Origin of the sequence: Pseudomonas frederiksbergensis, from assembly GCF_001952935.1 — a bacterium.
GTDB classification, from domain to species: Bacteria; Pseudomonadota; Gammaproteobacteria; order Pseudomonadales; family Pseudomonadaceae; genus Aquipseudomonas; species Aquipseudomonas frederiksbergensis.
The window spans coordinates 5326007-5342346 of the sequence record NZ_CP018319.1 but is presented as its reverse complement, the minus strand read 5'-3'; the positions used below and the strand labels follow the sequence as shown (position 1 = coordinate 5342346).

General features: G+C 57.2%; 14 protein-coding genes, 1 tRNA gene and 2 pseudogenes. 6 read left to right on the top strand and 11 right to left on the bottom strand.

The features are described from left to right. Positions 1 to 101: 101 nt before the first annotated feature. Both dctA and PFAS1_RS25185 read right to left on the bottom strand, forming a co-directional pair. Positions 102 to 1427 carry a C4-dicarboxylate transporter DctA gene (dctA, locus tag PFAS1_RS25190; protein ID WP_076030958.1) on the bottom strand — a complete coding sequence of 442 codons (1326 nt, stop codon included), beginning with the start codon at positions 1425 to 1427 and terminating at the stop codon, positions 102 to 104. Between the two features lie 44 nt (positions 1428 to 1471). Continuing rightward, on the bottom strand, positions 1472 to 2554 hold the full coding sequence (locus PFAS1_RS25185) for a 4-oxalomesaconate tautomerase (RefSeq protein WP_074876984.1): 1083 nt from the start codon (positions 2552 to 2554) through the stop codon (positions 1472 to 1474). 166 nt (positions 2555 to 2720) lie between these two features. On the opposite strand from PFAS1_RS25185, the gene PFAS1_RS25180 reads away from it, so the two are divergent. Beyond that, positions 2721 to 3611 carry a LysR family transcriptional regulator gene (locus PFAS1_RS25180; protein ID WP_074876985.1) on the top strand — a complete coding sequence of 297 codons (891 nt, stop codon included), beginning with the start codon at positions 2721 to 2723 and terminating at the stop codon, positions 3609 to 3611. Between the two features lie 81 nt (positions 3612 to 3692). Here PFAS1_RS25180 and PFAS1_RS25175 read toward each other — a convergent pair whose 3' ends face one another. The 4 genes from PFAS1_RS25175 to PFAS1_RS25160 all read right to left on the bottom strand — a co-directional run bounded on the left by PFAS1_RS25175 (position 3693) and on the right by PFAS1_RS25160 (position 7729). Continuing rightward, entirely contained in the window at positions 3693 to 4469 is a 777-nt protein-coding gene (locus PFAS1_RS25175; RefSeq protein WP_076030957.1) for an SDR family NAD(P)-dependent oxidoreductase, read from the bottom strand. Positions 4470 to 4692: 223 nt separating this feature from the next. Continuing rightward, a complete protein-coding gene (locus PFAS1_RS25170; protein WP_076031601.1) occupies positions 4693 to 6819 on the bottom strand; it encodes a TonB-dependent siderophore receptor in 2127 nt (708 codons plus the stop codon). Between the two features lie 412 nt (positions 6820 to 7231). After that, positions 7232 to 7305: transfer RNA gene (locus tag PFAS1_RS25165), tRNA-Cys, on the bottom strand. Positions 7306 to 7507: 202 nt separating this feature from the next. Further along, positions 7508 to 7729: a DUF3079 domain-containing protein gene (locus PFAS1_RS25160; protein ID WP_008153606.1), complete on the bottom strand. Its 222-nt coding sequence runs from the start codon at positions 7727 to 7729 to the stop codon at positions 7508 to 7510. A gap of 159 nt (positions 7730 to 7888) precedes the next feature. Here PFAS1_RS25160 and PFAS1_RS25155 point away from each other — a divergent pair. From PFAS1_RS25155 to PFAS1_RS25135, 5 genes and pseudogenes are all read left to right on the top strand, one after another. Next, a pseudogene (locus tag PFAS1_RS25155) lies at positions 7889 to 8244 on the top strand (hypothetical protein). 87 nt (positions 8245 to 8331) lie between these two features. After that, positions 8332 to 8862 (top strand): iron transporter, encoded by a 531-nt coding sequence (locus tag PFAS1_RS25150; protein ID WP_076030956.1) that lies wholly within the window; start codon positions 8332 to 8334, stop codon positions 8860 to 8862. Beyond that, positions 8863 to 9195 (top strand): cupredoxin domain-containing protein, encoded by a 333-nt coding sequence (locus PFAS1_RS25145; RefSeq protein WP_076030955.1) that lies wholly within the window; start codon positions 8863 to 8865, stop codon positions 9193 to 9195. It begins immediately after the preceding gene. A 22-nt stretch (positions 9196 to 9217) separates the two neighbouring features. Continuing rightward, positions 9218 to 10072 (top strand): FTR1 family iron permease, encoded by an 855-nt coding sequence (locus tag PFAS1_RS25140; RefSeq protein WP_076030954.1) that lies wholly within the window; start codon positions 9218 to 9220, stop codon positions 10070 to 10072. Further along, positions 10060 to 11439 carry a 4Fe-4S binding protein gene (locus tag PFAS1_RS25135; RefSeq protein WP_076030953.1) on the top strand — a complete coding sequence of 460 codons (1380 nt, stop codon included), beginning with the start codon at positions 10060 to 10062 and terminating at the stop codon, positions 11437 to 11439. The genes PFAS1_RS25140 and PFAS1_RS25135 overlap by 13 nt, the downstream gene beginning before the upstream one ends. Positions 11440 to 11467: 28 nt before the next feature. Here PFAS1_RS25135 and PFAS1_RS25130 read toward each other — a convergent pair whose 3' ends face one another. The 5 genes and pseudogenes from PFAS1_RS25130 to PFAS1_RS25115 all read right to left on the bottom strand — a co-directional run bounded on the left by PFAS1_RS25130 (position 11468) and on the right by PFAS1_RS25115 (position 16088). Continuing rightward, on the bottom strand, positions 11468 to 12604 hold the full coding sequence (locus tag PFAS1_RS25130; RefSeq protein WP_418329262.1) for a methyl-accepting chemotaxis protein: 1137 nt from the start codon (positions 12602 to 12604) through the stop codon (positions 11468 to 11470). Positions 12605 to 12613: 9 nt separating this feature from the next. Continuing rightward, positions 12614 to 13018 (bottom strand): annotated as a pseudogene (locus PFAS1_RS30475) (MCP four helix bundle domain-containing protein); the annotation flags it as partial. Positions 13019 to 13180: 162 nt separating this feature from the next. Further along, positions 13181 to 13876, bottom strand: a complete 696-nt coding sequence (locus PFAS1_RS25125; RefSeq protein ID WP_076030951.1) for an anaerobic ribonucleoside-triphosphate reductase activating protein — start codon at positions 13874 to 13876, stop codon at positions 13181 to 13183. Then, complete coding sequence (nrdD, locus tag PFAS1_RS30150; protein WP_017338867.1) at positions 13873 to 14040, bottom strand: anaerobic ribonucleoside-triphosphate reductase; 168 nt, start codon at positions 14038 to 14040, stop codon at positions 13873 to 13875. The genes PFAS1_RS25125 and nrdD overlap by 4 nt, the downstream gene beginning before the upstream one ends. A 32-nt stretch (positions 14041 to 14072) precedes the next feature. Then, a complete protein-coding gene (locus PFAS1_RS25115; RefSeq protein WP_076030950.1) occupies positions 14073 to 16088 on the bottom strand; it encodes a ribonucleoside triphosphate reductase in 2016 nt (671 codons plus the stop codon). Positions 16089 to 16340 lie beyond the last annotated feature (252 nt).

The following is a 16340-nucleotide window of genomic DNA, read 5'->3' as shown; positions in this document are numbered from 1 at the left end:
TGGCCGATGCGCAGGCGCACGGCCTCGAACCCGCCAGACGGGAGGATCAACCTGGCGGGGAATTGAATGAAATAATTGCTGGGTTTTTTAGCCGTGTCCGGTCAGACGTGTTCTGTGATCTTGCGACCATCCCAGTTTTCACACTGGGTCTGGGCCAGGGCGGACGACGGTTCGCCGTCAAGAGTCCGCATCAGTGTCTCGCGATCGCAAGCGTTCTCCGAGATGGACATCACCACGGTAGCCACCGCATTGCTTGCCAGACTGGTCAAGGCCCGGGCTTCCGACATGAAGCGGTCGATTCCGATCAGCAAGGCAAGGCCGGCCAAGGGAATGTCATGGATCACAGTCAGTGTCGAAGCCAGTGCGACAAAACCGGCTCCGGTCACACCTGCGGCCCCTTTCGAGGACAACAGCATGATGGCCAGCATGGTCACGGTCTGTGTCAGGCTTAGCTCGATGTTGCAGGCCTGAGCAATGAATACCGCTGCGAGGGAGAGGTAGATCGCCGTACCGTCGAGGTTAAACGAGTATCCCGTTGGCAGCACCAACCCCACCACGCCTTTCTTGCAACCCAGGGCTTGCAGCTTTTCCAACATACGCGGCATCACCGGCTCGGTGGAGGAAGTCCCGAGCACTACCAGGAACTCTTCGCGCAAGTAGCGCAGCAACTTCCAGAGACTGAAGCCATTGGCCCGGCAAATGCTTCCCAGCACCACAAAGACGAAGAAGGCACAGGCTACATACAAGGTCATGATCAGCTTGGCCAAGGAGCCCAACGATGTAATACCGTACTGGCCTACGGTGAACGCCAAAGCGCCAAATGCACCGATCGGAGCGAAGCGCATCAGATAGGAGAATATTTTGAACACCATGTGCGAGGCAGATTCCAGTACATCCAGTACCGGCTTGCCGCGCTCGCCGATGGCCGACAGCGCAAAACCGCAAAGCACCGCGATGAACAACACCGGCAGCACTTCACCCTTATTGAAAGCACCAATGAAGGTTTCCGGGATGATGTGCATGAAAAACTCGACCACTCCCAGCTTCGCGGCGGAATCGGTGTACTGCGACAGTCCCTCGGTGCTCAAGTGGGCAGGGTCAATGTTCATGCCCACACCGGGTTTGAACAGGTAGACCGATACCAGGCCGATGATCAGGCTGATCACGGTCAGCGCCAGGAACAGCAGCATGGTCTTGCTCAACAGACGCCCGAGTGAGCGTTTGTCGCTCATGCCGGCGATACCGGTGACGATCGTGCAGAACACTACCGGAGCGATCATCATCTTGATCAACTTGATGAAGGCGTCACCAAGCGGTTTCAAGGCTATGGCCTGTTGCGACCAAAAATGCCCGACCAGCACACCCAACAGCACGGCGAGGAGAATCTGGAAGTAGAGCGATTTTACAACTTTCATGGCATCACCCATTTTTAGAATTGTGCTGATGCAAGAACGGCAATGACCAGGGGAGATTATCCGGCAAGTCGTTGGGAAGCCGTGGCGTAGACAAAACCGGAGAACAGCCTGCGCGATGTACGCACCACTGAGGCACGAATTGTCTCACCCTGAGCGCCGGTGTAGGACAGTACGACATCTATCCCGCCACTTGGATGTTCAATGCGTACTTGCTTCATGCGCGGCTCGCTAATCCCGCCGAGCAATTGCGCGACCACACTGTCTTCAGTGACACAAGCGGTGGCTAGGCCGATGGAACCGGTGATCGCCAAGGCCCGATGGCAGTTGTGTGGCATGAAATAGCGCACCTGGATTGTGCCGCCAGCCTTGGCCGGTGACACTAGTACTGGCTTGGGAATCACTTTGTCGCTGACGTCACCCAGGCCCATTACCAAGCCGGCTTGCAGTCGCAAGGACTCCAGGCGACGCAGGAACTCTTTGTCGGCATCCAGTTCAGCAGGACTTTCATCGCCGCGCTTACCCAGTTGGCCGGCTTCGACGATCATCATCGGCATCGCCATGTCGATGCAGGTTACTGGAATACCGTCGATCAAATCCTGCGTTTGCCCAGTAGGGAAAAGTTTGCCGGTCTTGCTGCCCGCAGCATCCAGGAAGGTCAGTTGCACAGGAGCGGCGGTACCCGGCACGCCATCGATGGCGGTGTCACCTTCATAGCTGACCTTCCCACCGGGCGTCTGTACCTCGGCGTTCACAAAAGTCCCCGTGTTGAGGTTACGAATACGCACACGGGTCAGGTCTTTGGAAGCTTTTACCAGCCCCTGCTCAATGGCGAACGGGCCAACGGCGCAAAGCATGTTGCCGCAATTAGGCGCGGTGTCGACTCGACGCTGGGAAACCATGACTTGGACGAACAGATAGTCGACATCCGCCTCAGGATGCAGCGACGGGCTAACGATCGCCACCTTGCTGGTTTGCGGGCTACCGCCACCGATACCGTCAATTTCCAGCTCATGGCCAGAACCCATAACGTTGAGCAGCAGTTCGTCACGGTCTTCGATCGCAACAGGTAGATCCCAGGCAAGGAACACTGGGCCTTTGGAAGTACCACCGCGCATTAGCACACAGGGAATTCGTTGCATGAATACTGACTCTTGTTGATCAATCGGGGTAATTGATGTCTTGTGAGCAAGAGTCGCAGGCTTTAAAAATTGTTTCCAATGCAAATATCAGCCTGATTATTGCGTTTCACGAATGATGGATTTAGGCTGACTGGGCTTAACAACTCTCGGATTGTGAGACGAAAAAGTGAATTATGAGCTCAATGACATCCGATCTTTCGTGAAGATCGCAGAACTTGGAAGCTTCCATGAAGCTGCCGATGCATTGCATCTTTCTCAACCCGCATTGAGTCGGAGAATGAAAAAGCTTGAAGAGGGATTGGGGACAGCGCTTCTGGATCGCACGACAAGAAGGGTAAGCCTCACCAGCGTTGGGCGAGACTTCCTGCCCAAGGCGCGACGCTTACTGGATGACTTCGACGACTCGATACTTAACATCCGAGAGCTGGCGGAGCGGCAGAGCGGCCGTGTAACCCTTGCCTGTATCCCCACCGCAGCCTTTTACTTCCTCCCTTCAGTAATCCGCCTCTACAACGAGCGCTATCCACAAATTCGCATTCGCTTGCTTGATCTCAGTGCGAACGAAGGACTGGAGGCTGTACTGCGTGGCGAAGCCGACTTTGGCATCAACATGATGAGCGGCCAACACCCAGACATAGAGTTCGTGCCGTTGGTCAACGAGCCTTTTGTTTTGGCTTGTCGACGCGATCATGAACTGGCCGAGCGTAGCGAGGTAACCTGGTCTGAACTTAGCAACTACCGCCTTATCGGGGTCGGTCGCCTAAGCGGTAACCGCATGCTGCTTGACCACGCTTTGTCCGGCTTGAGCTGGCGTCCGCAATGGTTCTATGAGGTGCAACACCTATCTACATCGCTGGGCCTGGTGGAAGCTGGCTTAGGCGTTTCGGCAATGCCGAGCCTCGCAATGCCTGCTGTGGATCATCCAACATTGGTGAGCGTTCCTTTGATAGAGCCTATTGTGAACCGATCGTTGGGACTGGTTTATCGAAGAGGCGCCTCACTCTCTCCAGCAGCAGAAAAATTCGTCTCAATACTGCTGGAGCAATGGGAGAAATGACCTCAATCTTCCTGCTTTTTTGAGTTGAGACAATATTGTCCAGCGCAGGAGTCAACGGTCGCAGAAGGGATTAAAAAAGTCTTAATAAGCTTTGTTCTCAACCAAGCAATTGCCTCCATCCACCACGAGCAACTCACCTGTGATGTAACTCGCTTCAGGTGAAGCCAAGAATACAACGGCAGCGGCCACTTCCTCTGGCCGACCCGCCCTTCCAAGGGGTGTAGAGCGTGCTGCTCTGATTTCATCAGGAGTGCTCGATCCTGTAGCAATCCAACCCGGCGCAACCGAATTCACCGTGATACCAAATTGAGCAACCTCAAGGGCAAGGCTCATGTTCATCCCTACCATTCCGGCCTTAGCTGCACTATAAGCAGCCTCTCCTGGATTACTGGCTCGGGTGCCTGTAGTTGAGCTGATGTTCACTATGCGGCCATATCCTCTAGCCCGCATCCCAGGCAACACCCCTTGAGTTAACAGGAACGCAGTAGTCAGATTTCTAGCGATGGAAAGATTCCAGGTTTCGAGGCTCGTATTCGTGAACTCGGCGAACGGTTCAGGACTCCCTTGCATCGCCATACCGGCATTATTTACAAGAATATCGATGCGGCCCCAGACGGCCTCAGCCCAAGCGACGAACTCACTAACCTGGGTTTCCTGAGTTAAGTCTACCGGTCGACCCTCTGCTTCGAAGCCGGCGGCACGTAACTCCGCAACCCGCTCAGTGATGCGTGCGCTGCTTGCCGTGACGATCAGCTTGGCCCCTTGAGCCCCAAGACGATGGGCAATTGCCATACCGATTCCGATCTGACTGCCCGCACCGCTCACAAGCGCCACCTGCCCTGCCCAACTTGAATTCATCGTCCTGGCCCTTTTGAAGGTTTGCGAAATGCATAATGGAGATGTAGCAGATAGTCGGAATCAACTGTTGAGGATTTGGTTACTGAGGTCGATATCTGCAAATAAAAAGGGCCCTTCAACGGCCCTTTTGTACTCAAACCAAAATCACTTTGTCAGCCAGGACTCAATGGTCGCGGAGCCGTACTGAGCCTTCCGTTTTTGAAGGTTTGGACATTCAACTGGATTACAACGTGTATGAAATGCCGACCTGTACCGTTCTTGGGGCCCCTGGATAGGCGTAAACGTTACCAAACGCTCCTTCCTCATAGTCTTCGTCAGTTAGATTTTTCACATCCAGGTTGATCCTGATCCTTTCGTTGACCTTGTAATAGCTGAGTAGGTCGACGACGGTGTAGCTGCCCATTGAAAATGCTGTGTTGGCTGTCTGCCCTTCGCGCTCATCTACGTACTTCAGACCTGTGCCCAGACCCAAGCCCTTAAATACGCCATCCTGGAACTCGTAGACGTTGAGCAGGCTGAAGCTGTTCTGCGGAATGTTCATCAGTCGGGTGCCGGACTTGATGACGTTGTCCTTGGTCACTTCCGCATCGACATAGGCGTAACCGCCAATCACCCGCCATTGCGGAGTCAGGTTGCCGGCAACGTTCAGGTCGAAACCACGGCTGCGCACCTCGCCTGCCGCCACACTGAAGGTAGAGTCCACAGGATCGGTGGTGAGTACGTTGCGCTTTTCAATCTGGTAGATCGCCGCGTCGACACTCAATTGACTGTCCAGCGCTTCCCACTTGAAACCCAACTCATAGGATTTGCCTTTTTCCGGTTCGAAACCACCGCCTTGACGACTGGCACCCGTGTTGGGCTTGAACGAGCGAGCCGTATTGGCATAGATCGCCACGGTGTCGGTGAGATCGTAGGTCAGCCCTATGCGCGGGGTCACGGCATTGTCGCTGGCTTCCCAGCTTTTACCGCCCGGTACAAAGGTTTCGTAGTCATGTTCGAAGCGCTCGAAGCGGGCACCGGCCAGGAGTTTCAAGCGCTCGGTCAATGCCACTTGATCCTGGAGGAAAGCGGCGTAGGTCTTGAGGTTTTCTTGATCGTTGGTCGGGGTTCGGGTCAAGGCTGGTCGAGGCTGGCCATACACCGGATTGAAGATATCAATCGGGTACGCACTCACCGCGCCGCTGGAGCGCTGAATGATCGACTTGTAGTCGTAGTCTTCGAATTCGACACCGGTCAGCAAGGTGTGATCAAAACCGCCCGCCGTGAAATGTCCGGTGAGGTTGAGCTGAGTGTCTTTATCCGTCCATTCCAGCTTGCGGTAGTTAAAGTTGCGGCCCAAGGTGCGACCGTCGGCCGCGACACCATTGGCCTCAACGGCATTGCCTTCAAGAGTGCCATCGAGCCATTGGAAACCACCACCCAACGTCCAGTTATCGCTTAGCAGGTGCTCGAAACGCAGCTGCGCCATGTTGTTGTCGTTGTGCAACTTGCCAACGTCTTTTTCGCCGAAGAAGGTATCGCGAGACGCGGTGCCAATCTGATTCGGATAGCGCGTCACGCCGCGATCAAGCGGGTGGTTGTTGCGCATGAAATCACCTTCGAAGATCACTTTGGTCTCATCGGTGACCTGCCAGCTTAGTACCGGCGCTACGCCGTAGCGCTCGGTTTCAACATGATCACGGAAGGTATCGCCGCCCTCACCTACCACATTCAGGCGATAGGCCAGGCGGCCTTCATCATCCAGCGGGCCGGAGGCGTCCAGCGTGCCACGCTTCATTCCCTGGTCATCGAGTTGGCTACCCAAGGTCACAACGGGCACGGCCAGGGGTTGTTTGGAAATGACGTTGAATGTGCCACCTGGGTCGCCTCGGCCATAGAGCATGGTCGCCGGCCCTCGCAACACTTCAAGCCGCTCGATGGTGTTCGCATCCGGCATGTTCGGATAACCACGGTTGATCGGAAAGCCGTTGCGGTAGAACTCGCCGGTGGTAAATCCACGCACCGTGAAAGTAGTCAAACCCTGGCCACCGAAGTTGTTGGCCCGCCCGACGCCGCCGGCATAGTCGAGCGCGTCCTGCAGCCGGGTGGCACTGATGTCCTCTACCACATCCTTGGGCACCACAGTTATGGATTGTGGTGTTTCGTGGATCGACGTGTCGGTACGCGTCGCACTGGCCGAACGCGTCGCACGATACCCATCCACCGGCCCCAAGGCCGTTTCAAAATCAGCAGTGCCAACGATGTCGGTCGCTTGCAGCTCCAGGCTGGCTTTATCGATTGTCGCTTCCTCAGCCCAGGAAGAAACGGAAAACGCCTGAAGCACACAGATAGAAACCAGAGTACGACGCATCGAAGAAACCTTGAGAAAATAGCCAAATGGGATGACATACATGCCAACAAATCGACGCGCATGGTATACAAAAAAATACGCTTTTAATACGTATTTGCATTCGCATTTGAAATGCGACATTCGGTTGTGCAAATCGCTATTCGAGTAATTCTTGACGAGAGTTTGGCAAGGCGGTGCAGAGCTTGCGGGAGATGGGTCTATTGAGAGCTGCGGCTCACAATTAGCTCCCAAGCGTTGATTTGGGGGGACTTTGAAAATATTTTACGGAGGGGGGAAGCGTGCGCAGATGGGTGCTGGAGAAACTCCCGCTCCGGTGAAGCAGGTTCGCGACTGCCCTTTCAAGATTAAATCTTGCCGGACAGTGCAAATAAAAAAGCTCCGTAAATCATAGATCTACGGAGCTTGTTTAAAGTGGAGGCCGAGGTCGGAATCGAACCGGCGTAGGTGGATTTGCAATCCACTGCATAACCATTTTGCTACTCGGCCTCAAACATCTGATGTCATGTAGCACAACATCAAACGCGTACAAACTTGGAGTAAGATTCGTGATCTAACTCCTTGAAAACATTGAGCTTTTTCAGCGATCAGTGCTTTCGATGGCGTGAATTATGTACTGATTTCCCGAGGCTGGCAACCCCTTGATTTCAAAAAAAATTCCGTCAGGTGGTTTCGATGTTTAAAGGGGTGCTCAACCCTTCAGGCCGGGTTCGTCTGTCACGTCTTTTACCGCGATCAACGGATCAATGCCCCAGTCGCCATGCAGATACCAATCGTCTCCAATCATTTCAGCCGGATGCATTGTGCGGTCGGAGCCGTTGCCGCACGCCAGGGAGTTTGCTGGACAGTACCTGTCACAGCCCCAGCAAATGCGCTCGGGGTGCTTGGGGCTGATGGGAAAATTCTTGGCCATGTCGATCCCCGGCTTGCCTGTAGGATGTGCCCCCAACCTACATCGCTCGCGCAAAAACGACCTTGATACGGATCAAGGTATGGCTAAGCTTTGCTCTGCTGGGGAATCAGCCGCTTTCCCCCCTTGGGCGGCCAATAAAAACACCTGGAGAAGCTTCTTATGCCTGGTAAAAAAACACCTGCCGAAGACCAAAGCCCTGTCCAATTGTCGACCTGGGATGATGAAGTCACGGAAAAATCACTCGATGCAGAAGCATTTGCCTCTCCCCCGAATTGACCAATGCAGAACTGGTCCACCTTCGTGTCCGGGTGATTGCCCTGGAAAACCTGGTCATCGCGTTACTGACACAAGGTTCGGACCAACAATTGGCCGTCGCCCGCGAAATGGCCGCCTACATTTCACCCCGGCCCGGCTTCACCCAGCATCCTCTGACGATTCACGCGGCGGCGCAGATGAACGATTGCGTCGACCGTGCCGAGCGATTTCGAAAGCGCTCCCCGTCGTCCCAGGCTTAATCACTGCAAACTTGATAACAATCATTATTATTCGCAGGAAAGCTTCCTACACTCGGGCTCCCACTCGTTAGTGCCCAGGAAGACATCATGCGTACGACCTTTTCGCTGTCACTCGCCTTGCTCTTGCTCACACCGCTGGCTCAGGCCAAGGAATACCCGATCGGGGAACCTCAACTGTGTCCGGGGCTGGAAGTCGGGGCGGTGTATTTGCAGCCGATCGAGATGGCGCCTGCCGGCATGATGCGGGCCACCGCGGATTCCGATGTGCACCTGGAAGCCGACATTCGCGCCACGGCGGACAATCGGCAGGGCTTTCAGGAAGGCAGTTTCGTGCCTTACCTCAATGTCTCGTTCAACCTGAAAAAACAGGGCAACGAAAACGAACTCAAAGGCGATTTCCACGCCATGGTCGCCAATGACGGCCCGCACTATGGCGACAATGTAAAGCTGCTCGGCCCCGGCAAATATCAGCTGACCTTCACCGTCCAGCCACCCGGCGGTCATGGTTCCCTTGGCCGCCATACCGATAAGGAAACCGGCGTAGCCCCCTGGTTTGAACGCTGCGAATTGCACTACGAGTTCATCTACGCCGGTATCGGTAAAAAAGGCGGCTATTGAATGAAGCGTTTGCGGATTGCCTGGCTGATGCTTGCCGGAGCAGTAGCACCGTTCACAGCCTATGCCGAATTACCGAGCTATGAACTGAGCCTGCGCGATGGCCACTTCTCCCCTGCCTTGCTGGAGGTTCCGGCCGGTCAGCGCTTCAAGATCATCCTGAAAAATATCGGCCAAGGCCCGGCCGAATTCGAGAGCACGCCCTTGCGGGTTGAAAAAGTACTGTCGCCGGGCGTGACAACCTTCGTGGTCATTCACCCGCTCAGGCCCGGCCACTACCCCTTCTTCGACGAGTTCAATCCGCAACTGCCCGAGGGCGGCATCCTCGCGAAATAACCCGTTCCAACACGGAGTTTTCATGAATCAATCAATGTTCATTGTCTGGCGCGAAAGCGTCGAGGCGCTGCTGGTGATCGGCATTCTCCAGGCCTGGGTCAGCCAGCAGCCTCAGGCTGATCGACTGGCGAAATACTTGTGGGCAGGCGTCGTGCTGGGGTTGGTGCTCTCGGGCCTGCTGGCAGTGTTGATTCTGTTTGCCGGTGAGGCGATGAGCGGTTCAGCCAGCGAGTGGTTCCAGGCCGCACTCGCGCTGGTGGCCAGCCTGCTGATCGTGCAAATGGTCGGCTGGATGCATCGCCACGGGCGCACCCTCAAGCACGATTTGCAGCGACACGCCGATAGCCACCTGGCCCGGCAAGGCGGTGCAGGCCTGTTGCTGCTAGCCATGCTTGCCGTCAGCCGCGAAGGCAGTGAAACGGTGGTGTTTCTCTATGGCGCCGGTGCTCAGTTACGAGGGCCGCAACTCGGCTTGTTCGCCATTGGCGGAGCAATGGGACTGGTGCTGTCGGTACTGACCATTGCCCTGCTGCACAGCAGTCGACAGTTCATTTCGTGGCAGCGATTCTTCGCCATCAGCGAAGCCGTTTTGCTGTTGCTCGGCGCGGCAATGCTGGTCAGTGGCACCGAGAGAATCGGCGGTCAATTACTCGCCATGGATTTGCCGGAAGTGATGTACAGCCTCGTTGGTGATGCGCTTTGGGACAGCAGTGCCGTGCTCAGCGACAGCCATGGACTGGGTGGTTTCCTTGCCGGTTTTGCCGGTTATCGCGCGACGCCCAGCGGCATCACATTACTGGTGCTGGCAGGTTATTGGCTGACCGTCGGCGGATGGCTGCGTCAACGTGCTGCGGAAAAAGTCCCATGCCTGAACTGAGTCGGCACAATCGATGGCTGCAGCGCCTGGGCGACGGCATGCGCCGCCATGCTCCCGTCATTCGCGCTGTGCAGTGGGCCGTTGTACTGTTCTATGCGTTGCTGTTGGTGGTACCGGCGGTGTTGCCGCTGCCGGACAGCCAGGCACGGATGCTCGATAACCTGACTCTGTTCGCGCAGTTTTTGTTTTGGGGGATCTGGTGGCCGTTCGTGCTGCTGTCGATCGTGCTGTTCGGCCGCCTCTGGTGTGGGGTTCTCTGTCCGGAAGGTTCACTCAGCGAATGGGCCAGCCATTACGGCAAAGGTTTGGGTGTGCCGCGCTGGTTGCGCTGGGGCGGCTGGCCAACCCTCGCGTTCTGCGTGACGACCCTCTACGGCCAGTTGATCAGCGTCTATGACTACGCCCAAGCGGCGCTGTTGATTCTGGGCGGCTCGACCGTCGCCGCGGTCGTTGTCGGGTTGCTGTTCGCCCGGGGCAAGCGGATCTGGTGCCGTTACCTGTGCCCGGTCAGCGGCGTCTTCGCCCTGCTCGCTCGCCTGGCTCCCGTACATTTTCAGGTCGACGAACAACGCTGGATTGAAAACTCCGCACCGCGCCTGCCGCCGCCCAACTGCGCGCCTTTGCTCGATATCCGTCGCATGCAAGGTGCCAGTGACTGTCATGCCTGCGGACGCTGCAGCGGACAACGCGGCGCAGTTCAGCTGATCGCTCGCTCCAGCAATCAGGAAATTCTTCACGCGACGGCGCAGACACTTTCACCGTGGGACGCGCGCTTATTGCTGTTCGGCGTGATCGGCCTGGCCATGGGCGCGTTTCAGTGGACGGTCAGCCCATGGTTCGTCGCCCTCAAACAAACCCTCGCCCAATGGCTGGTCGAGCACGACCAACTCTGGGCCCTGGAGGACAACGCGCCCTGGTGGCTGCTCACCCATTACCCACAGCTCAACGACAGTTTCAGCTGGCTCGACGGTTTCAGCATCGTCGTTTATCTGGGTTTGAGTTCGATGGTGTTGGGCACGGCGCTGATGATCCTTCTGCGCCTGACAGCGCGACTGGCGCAAGATCCTGCCCTGTATTGGCCCCTGGCGCTGACACTCACGCCCTTGGGTGGTGCAGGATTGTTTCTCGGGCTGTCGGCCACAACGGTGAAATTGCTGCGCTACGAAGGGCTGTTGCTGGAATGGGTACAACCCGCCAGGGCCTGTCTGTTAGTGGCCGCGATTGGCTGGAGCCTGTTGCTGGGATGGAAACGGCTAGACCGCGAAGGCCTTTCCCTGGCGCGGCGCGGGTTGGGCAGCACTTGCCTGTTACTCGCCATCGGCTTGGTAGGCTTCGGCTGGTGGTTGCAGTTCTGGGGCTGGAACTGAGCCCCCGACGCAACCACCAGCGGATCAACTAGACCTTGAACCGCGCCACCGTCTGGTGCAGCGCCCCGGCCATCTGCGCCAAGTCGTGGCCCGCCGTGTGAGTATGTTGGGCACCCAGCAAGACCTGCTCGGACAAGTTGCGAATCCCCATCAGGTTACGATCCACCTCCCGCGCCACCAACGCCTGCTCTTCAGTGGCGCTGGCAATCATCATGTTGCGCTCGTTGATCTGCGAGATCGACCGGGTGATTTCGTCCAATGCATCGCCCGAGCGTTGCGCCACTTCAAGGGTGGCCCGGACCAGGTTGCTGCTGCTTTGCATGGCCGTCACGGCATGGCCGGTATCGAGACGAATGTTGCCTATCATCTGCTCGATTTCCTGGGTGGACTCTTGCGTGCGATGGGCCAGGGCGCGCACTTCATCGGCGACCACGGCAAAACCGCGTCCGGCATCCCCGGCACGGGCCGCTTCAATGGCCGCGTTGAGGGCCAGCAAATTGGTCTGCTCGGCGATGCTGCGAATCACGTCCAGCACCTTGCTGATGTCCTGCACCCGGCCCGCCAGTTGCTCGATGCGCTGTGAGGTGTCGGTGACGCCATCGGCCAATGCGCCGATTGAAACCACGGTTTCCTGAACCTGTTCACGCCCGCGCTGTGCGGTTTGCTCGGACTGCCGCGAGGCCTCGGAAGTGCTGACCGCATTGCGCGCCACTTCGTCGACCGCCGCGGTCATCTGGTTCACCGCGGTGGCTGCCTGTTCGATCTCCAGCCCCTGCAATTGCAGGTTGCTGCTGGTCTGGCTGCTGACCGCACTTAGCTCTTCGGAGGAACTGGCCACCTGGTCCACCGACGTCGCGATGTGCTTGACCATGGCATTCAGACTTTGCTGCATCTGGTGCATGTTCATCATCACGCTGCCGCCGGCACTTGAGCTCACAGGCACCTGAATCGTCAGGTCGCCCTGAGCGATCTGACTCAAGAATCGTGCGGCATCATCCGGCTCGCCGCCCAATGGCCGGGTCACACTGCGCGTGACGATCACCGCCGCGGCGATGACCAGTGCCACACAGAACAAAAACAACCCGAGCATGTTGCGCCGGGCATCGCTGTACAGTTCCTGAGCCGACTGTTCCCGGTCGGCGAATATTTTGCCTTGCAGCGCCATCAACTGGTCCAGGCTGGCATAAACCTCGCGCTCGGCCGGCACGACCTTTTGCTTCAGCTGTGCCATGGCGTCATCGAAAGCACCTTGCCGGATCAGCACCTGCACTTGAGTGAACGCCGCCACGTAGGCTTCGCGATTCTTCTTCAGCGCGGCATAAGCGCTTTTGCCCTCCGGCAAATAGAACAAAGGTTCAAGCGTTTCGAGTGCCTGGGTGATGCGTTTCTTGGTGGCGTCGATTGACTGCTGCACTTGCTGATTGTCTTTATCGATCAGCAAATCCCGGGTGTTCCGGGCGTTATCGCGCACACCGGTGGCGATGACCATGATCGGGTCGATCTTCGGCCAGTCCTGCTTGACGATGACGACCGCCTGTTCCTTGAGCGTCGCCAGATCGTGCAACGCGTAAAACGCCATGCCCATCAAGGCCAGCGGCGCGATTGCAAAGCCGATGACGATACGTTGTGCCGTGGTTAATTTGGCCATATCAAATGCTCCCCGTTTGATACCTGCCGATTGGCAGCGCATTTGAAAACCTAATGTTGGATATCCCTGTCAAACGTTAAACCTCAGCCTCGGTTACCCCCGTAATACAAAGGCTGGAAACAACTCGCGCATGGCATCCCATAACTCAGGAAGCAAGGCTTGTGCCGAAACACTTGGCAGCAACGGATCGAACATCCGCTCGGTGCGAACCAGTTGCACGGCGAATCGTTTGACGCCAAGTTCGCTCAAGCGCGTGGCGAGGATCAGCAGTCGCGCCGGCTCGAACAGATGCCAATGCACGGTGGTGCGACATTCGTAGTCGACACCGCTGGCCAGCAGATGCTCAAGGCTGCGCCAGTTGGCTGTTCCGCTGCCTTCGACCCGGGTGATCGCCTGGCAATCCTCGGGCAACGCCTTGACATCGAAACCGACCCAATCGGCCCCGGTCAGCGCCTTGGCAAATGCAGCAGGCTTGATCCCGGCGCTGTGCAAACCGATGCGAAATCCCATCGCCCGCACTTCATCCATGGCGCCGAGCAAACCGTCCTGCAAGGTCGGCTCACCGCCGCTGAACACCACCGCATCGAGCAGGTCCTGACGCCGTTGCAGAAACGCCAACACCCGCCGCCAATCCACTTCGTCTGTGCCACGAGGCGGGATCAACTGCGGGTTATGGCAGTAACGACAACGCCAGGCGCAACCCTGGCAAAACAGCACGCAGGCGAGCTGTCCCGGATAGTCGATAGTGGTCAGGGGCACCATGCCCCCGACCCGAAGCGTTCGACTCATTGGCGCCCGGCCAGTGCCGCGCTTTCAGTGAAGTGCACCCGCTCGCGGTGTTCCGATTGTTTACCCGGATTGAACGCCGACACAGGGCGGTGATAACCCATTACCCGGGTCCAGACTTCGCAGCGTTGACGTTGAGCCTGGGGCAGTGTTTGCGATGCAGTCATGGTGAAGCTCCTTGCGGTTGAGTGGATCGAAATCAATGAACGCTGCCGAGCTTTTGCTCTTTCAGCAGCAGTGCCTCGTCACACTTGGGGCAAAATTCATGCTCGCCATCGAGGTAGCCGTGCACCGGACAAATGGAGAACGTCGGGGTCACGGTCAGGTACGGCAGGCGGAAGCGGCCAAGGGCTTTGCGCACCAGTTGCTTGCAGGCCTGGGTCGAGGAAATCCGCTCGGCCATGTACAGGTGCAAGACCGTGCCGCCGGTGTACTTGCATTGCAATTCGTCTTGAAGTTCCAGGGCCTCGAAGGGGTCTTCGGTGTAGCCCACGGGCAGTTGCGAGGAGTTGGTGTAGTACGGCGCTTGCACGCTGCCCGCCTGGAGAATGTCGGGGTAGCGCTTGAGATCTTCCTTGGCGAAGCGGTAGGTCGTGCCCTCGGCCGGCGTCGCTTCCAGGTTGTACATGTGGCCGGTTTCTTCCTGGAATCGCAGCAACGTGGCGCGCACGTGATCGAGCATCTTCAGGCCAAACTGCCGGCCCTTCTCGGTGTGCATGCCCTCCTCGTCACCGGTGAAATTGCGCAGCATTTCATGCATGCCGTTGAGGCCGATGGTGGAGAAATGGTTACGCAGGGTTCCGAGGTAGCGCTTGGTGTACGGGTACAAACCGGCATCCATGTGGTGCTGAATCACCTTGCGCTTGACCTCCAGGCTTTCCATCGCCAGTTCCATCAGCGTGTCCAGGCGCTGCAGCAAACCGCTGGTATTCCCCTTGAACACATAGCCCAACCGCGCGCAGTTGATGGTGACGACGCCGAGCGATCCGGTTTGCTCCGCTGAACCGAACAATCCGCCGCCACGCTTGAGCAACTCGCGGACATCCAGCTGCAAACGGCAGCACATCGAGCGCACCTGATTGGGTTGCAGGTCCGAATTGAGGAAGTTCTGGAAATACGGCAGGCCGTAACGCGCAGTCATCTCGAACAGGCGATCGGCGTTTTCACTGTCCCACGGAAAGTCGTGGGTGATGTTGTAGGTCGGGATCGGAAAGGTGAACACCCGCCCTTTCGCATCGCCAGCCTGCATTACTTCGATGTAAGCGCGGTTGAGCAGCTCCATTTCGACTTGCAGATCGCCATAGGCGAACGGCATTTCCTCACCGCCGATGACGGGTATCTGCTCACGCAAATCCTGCGGGCACACCCAGTCGAAAGTCAGGTTGGTGAACGGCGTCTGGGTGCCCCAGCGCGAGGGAACATTAAGGTTGTAGATGAACTCCTGGATCGCCTGGCGCACCTCCTGATAACTCAGTTGATCCTTGCGCACATAGGGCGCCAGGTAGGTGTCGAACGAGCTGAACGCCTGGGCGCCGGCCCATTCGTTTTGCAACGTGCCGAGGAAATTCACCATCTGCCCCAGGGCGCTGCTCAAGTGCTTCGGCGGACCGGCTTCGACACGCCCCGGCACACCGTTGAGCCCTTCGTGCAACAGGGTGCGCAGCGACCAGCCGGCGCAGTAACCGGCGAGCATATCGAGATCGTGCACATGCAAATCCGCCTCGCGGTGGGCCTGGCCGATGGCCTCGCTGTACACCTCGTCCAGCCAGTAGTTGGCGGTGACTTTGCCTGATACGTTCAACACCAGCCCGCCCAGTGAGTAGCCTTGATTGGCGTTGGCCTGGACCCGCCAGTCTTCGCGGTCCAGGTATTCGTTCATCGAGGTCGCGACTTCGACCATGGTCCGGCGGTCACGCCGCAAGCGCCCGTGCTGTTCGCGGTAGACGATGTAGGCGCGCATCGCGAGGAAAAAACCGGCGTCCATCAACACCCGTTCAACACGGTCCTGGATTTGCTCGACATGCAGCCTCGGCAACCCTTCGAGCCTGGCCAATACCGCGTCTAGCAAGCCTTCAACCTCAACCTCACCGTACTCCCCCGTCGCCTTGCCGGCGGCGATCAATGCCTGACGGATCTTGTCGGCATCGAAGGCGACCTGACTGCCATCGCGCTTGTGCAAGCGGTTACTTCCTACTGCGATCAGCGTGCTCTGCATTTGGCCTCCAGACACTACATATAGACTTAAATAAACTTAAAACCACAACATGCAGTGAAGGCTACGGACAAAGTGCTGATCTGCAATTGATCGATATCAAGATTTGCCGGTGAAAAAAATGCCGGAATTCGGCGAAGATCTAAATGTGGGAGCGGGCTTGCTCGCGAAGGCGGTTTACCAGTCAACATTGATGTCGACTGATACTCCGTCTTCGCGAGCAAGCCCGCTCCCACATTGGATTTGCTGTGTTTT

Excerpts from the sequence above, each read along its gene's own strand:
- nrdD (WP_017338867.1), bottom strand. The coding sequence starts at position 14,040 with ATGACTGCATCGCAAACACTGCCCCAGGCTCAACGTCAACGCTGCGAA.
- PFAS1_RS25160 (WP_008153606.1), bottom strand. The coding sequence starts at position 7,729 with ATGGCCAAGAATTTTCCCATCAGCCCCAAGCACCCCGAGCGCATTTGC.
- PFAS1_RS25145 (WP_076030955.1), top strand. The coding sequence starts at position 8,863 with ATGAAGCGTTTGCGGATTGCCTGGCTGATGCTTGCCGGAGCAGTAGCA.
- PFAS1_RS25115 (WP_076030950.1), bottom strand. The coding sequence starts at position 16,088 with ATGCAGAGCACGCTGATCGCAGTAGGAAGTAACCGCTTGCACAAGCGC.
- PFAS1_RS25150 (WP_076030956.1), top strand. The coding sequence starts at position 8,332 with ATGCGTACGACCTTTTCGCTGTCACTCGCCTTGCTCTTGCTCACACCG.
- PFAS1_RS25130 (WP_418329262.1), bottom strand. The coding sequence starts at position 12,604 with ATGGCGCTGCAAGGCAAAATATTCGCCGACCGGGAACAGTCGGCTCAG.
- PFAS1_RS25185 (WP_074876984.1), bottom strand. The coding sequence starts at position 2,554 with ATGCAACGAATTCCCTGTGTGCTAATGCGCGGTGGTACTTCCAAAGGC.
- PFAS1_RS25140 (WP_076030954.1), top strand. The coding sequence starts at position 9,218 with ATGAATCAATCAATGTTCATTGTCTGGCGCGAAAGCGTCGAGGCGCTG.
- PFAS1_RS25135 (WP_076030953.1), top strand. The coding sequence starts at position 10,060 with ATGCCTGAACTGAGTCGGCACAATCGATGGCTGCAGCGCCTGGGCGAC.
- PFAS1_RS25170 (WP_076031601.1), bottom strand. The coding sequence starts at position 6,819 with ATGCGTCGTACTCTGGTTTCTATCTGTGTGCTTCAGGCGTTTTCCGTT.
- dctA (WP_076030958.1), bottom strand. The coding sequence starts at position 1,427 with ATGGGTGATGCCATGAAAGTTGTAAAATCGCTCTACTTCCAGATTCTC.
- PFAS1_RS25125 (WP_076030951.1), bottom strand. The coding sequence starts at position 13,876 with ATGAGTCGAACGCTTCGGGTCGGGGGCATGGTGCCCCTGACCACTATC.
- PFAS1_RS25175 (WP_076030957.1), bottom strand. The coding sequence starts at position 4,469 with ATGAATTCAAGTTGGGCAGGGCAGGTGGCGCTTGTGAGCGGTGCGGGC.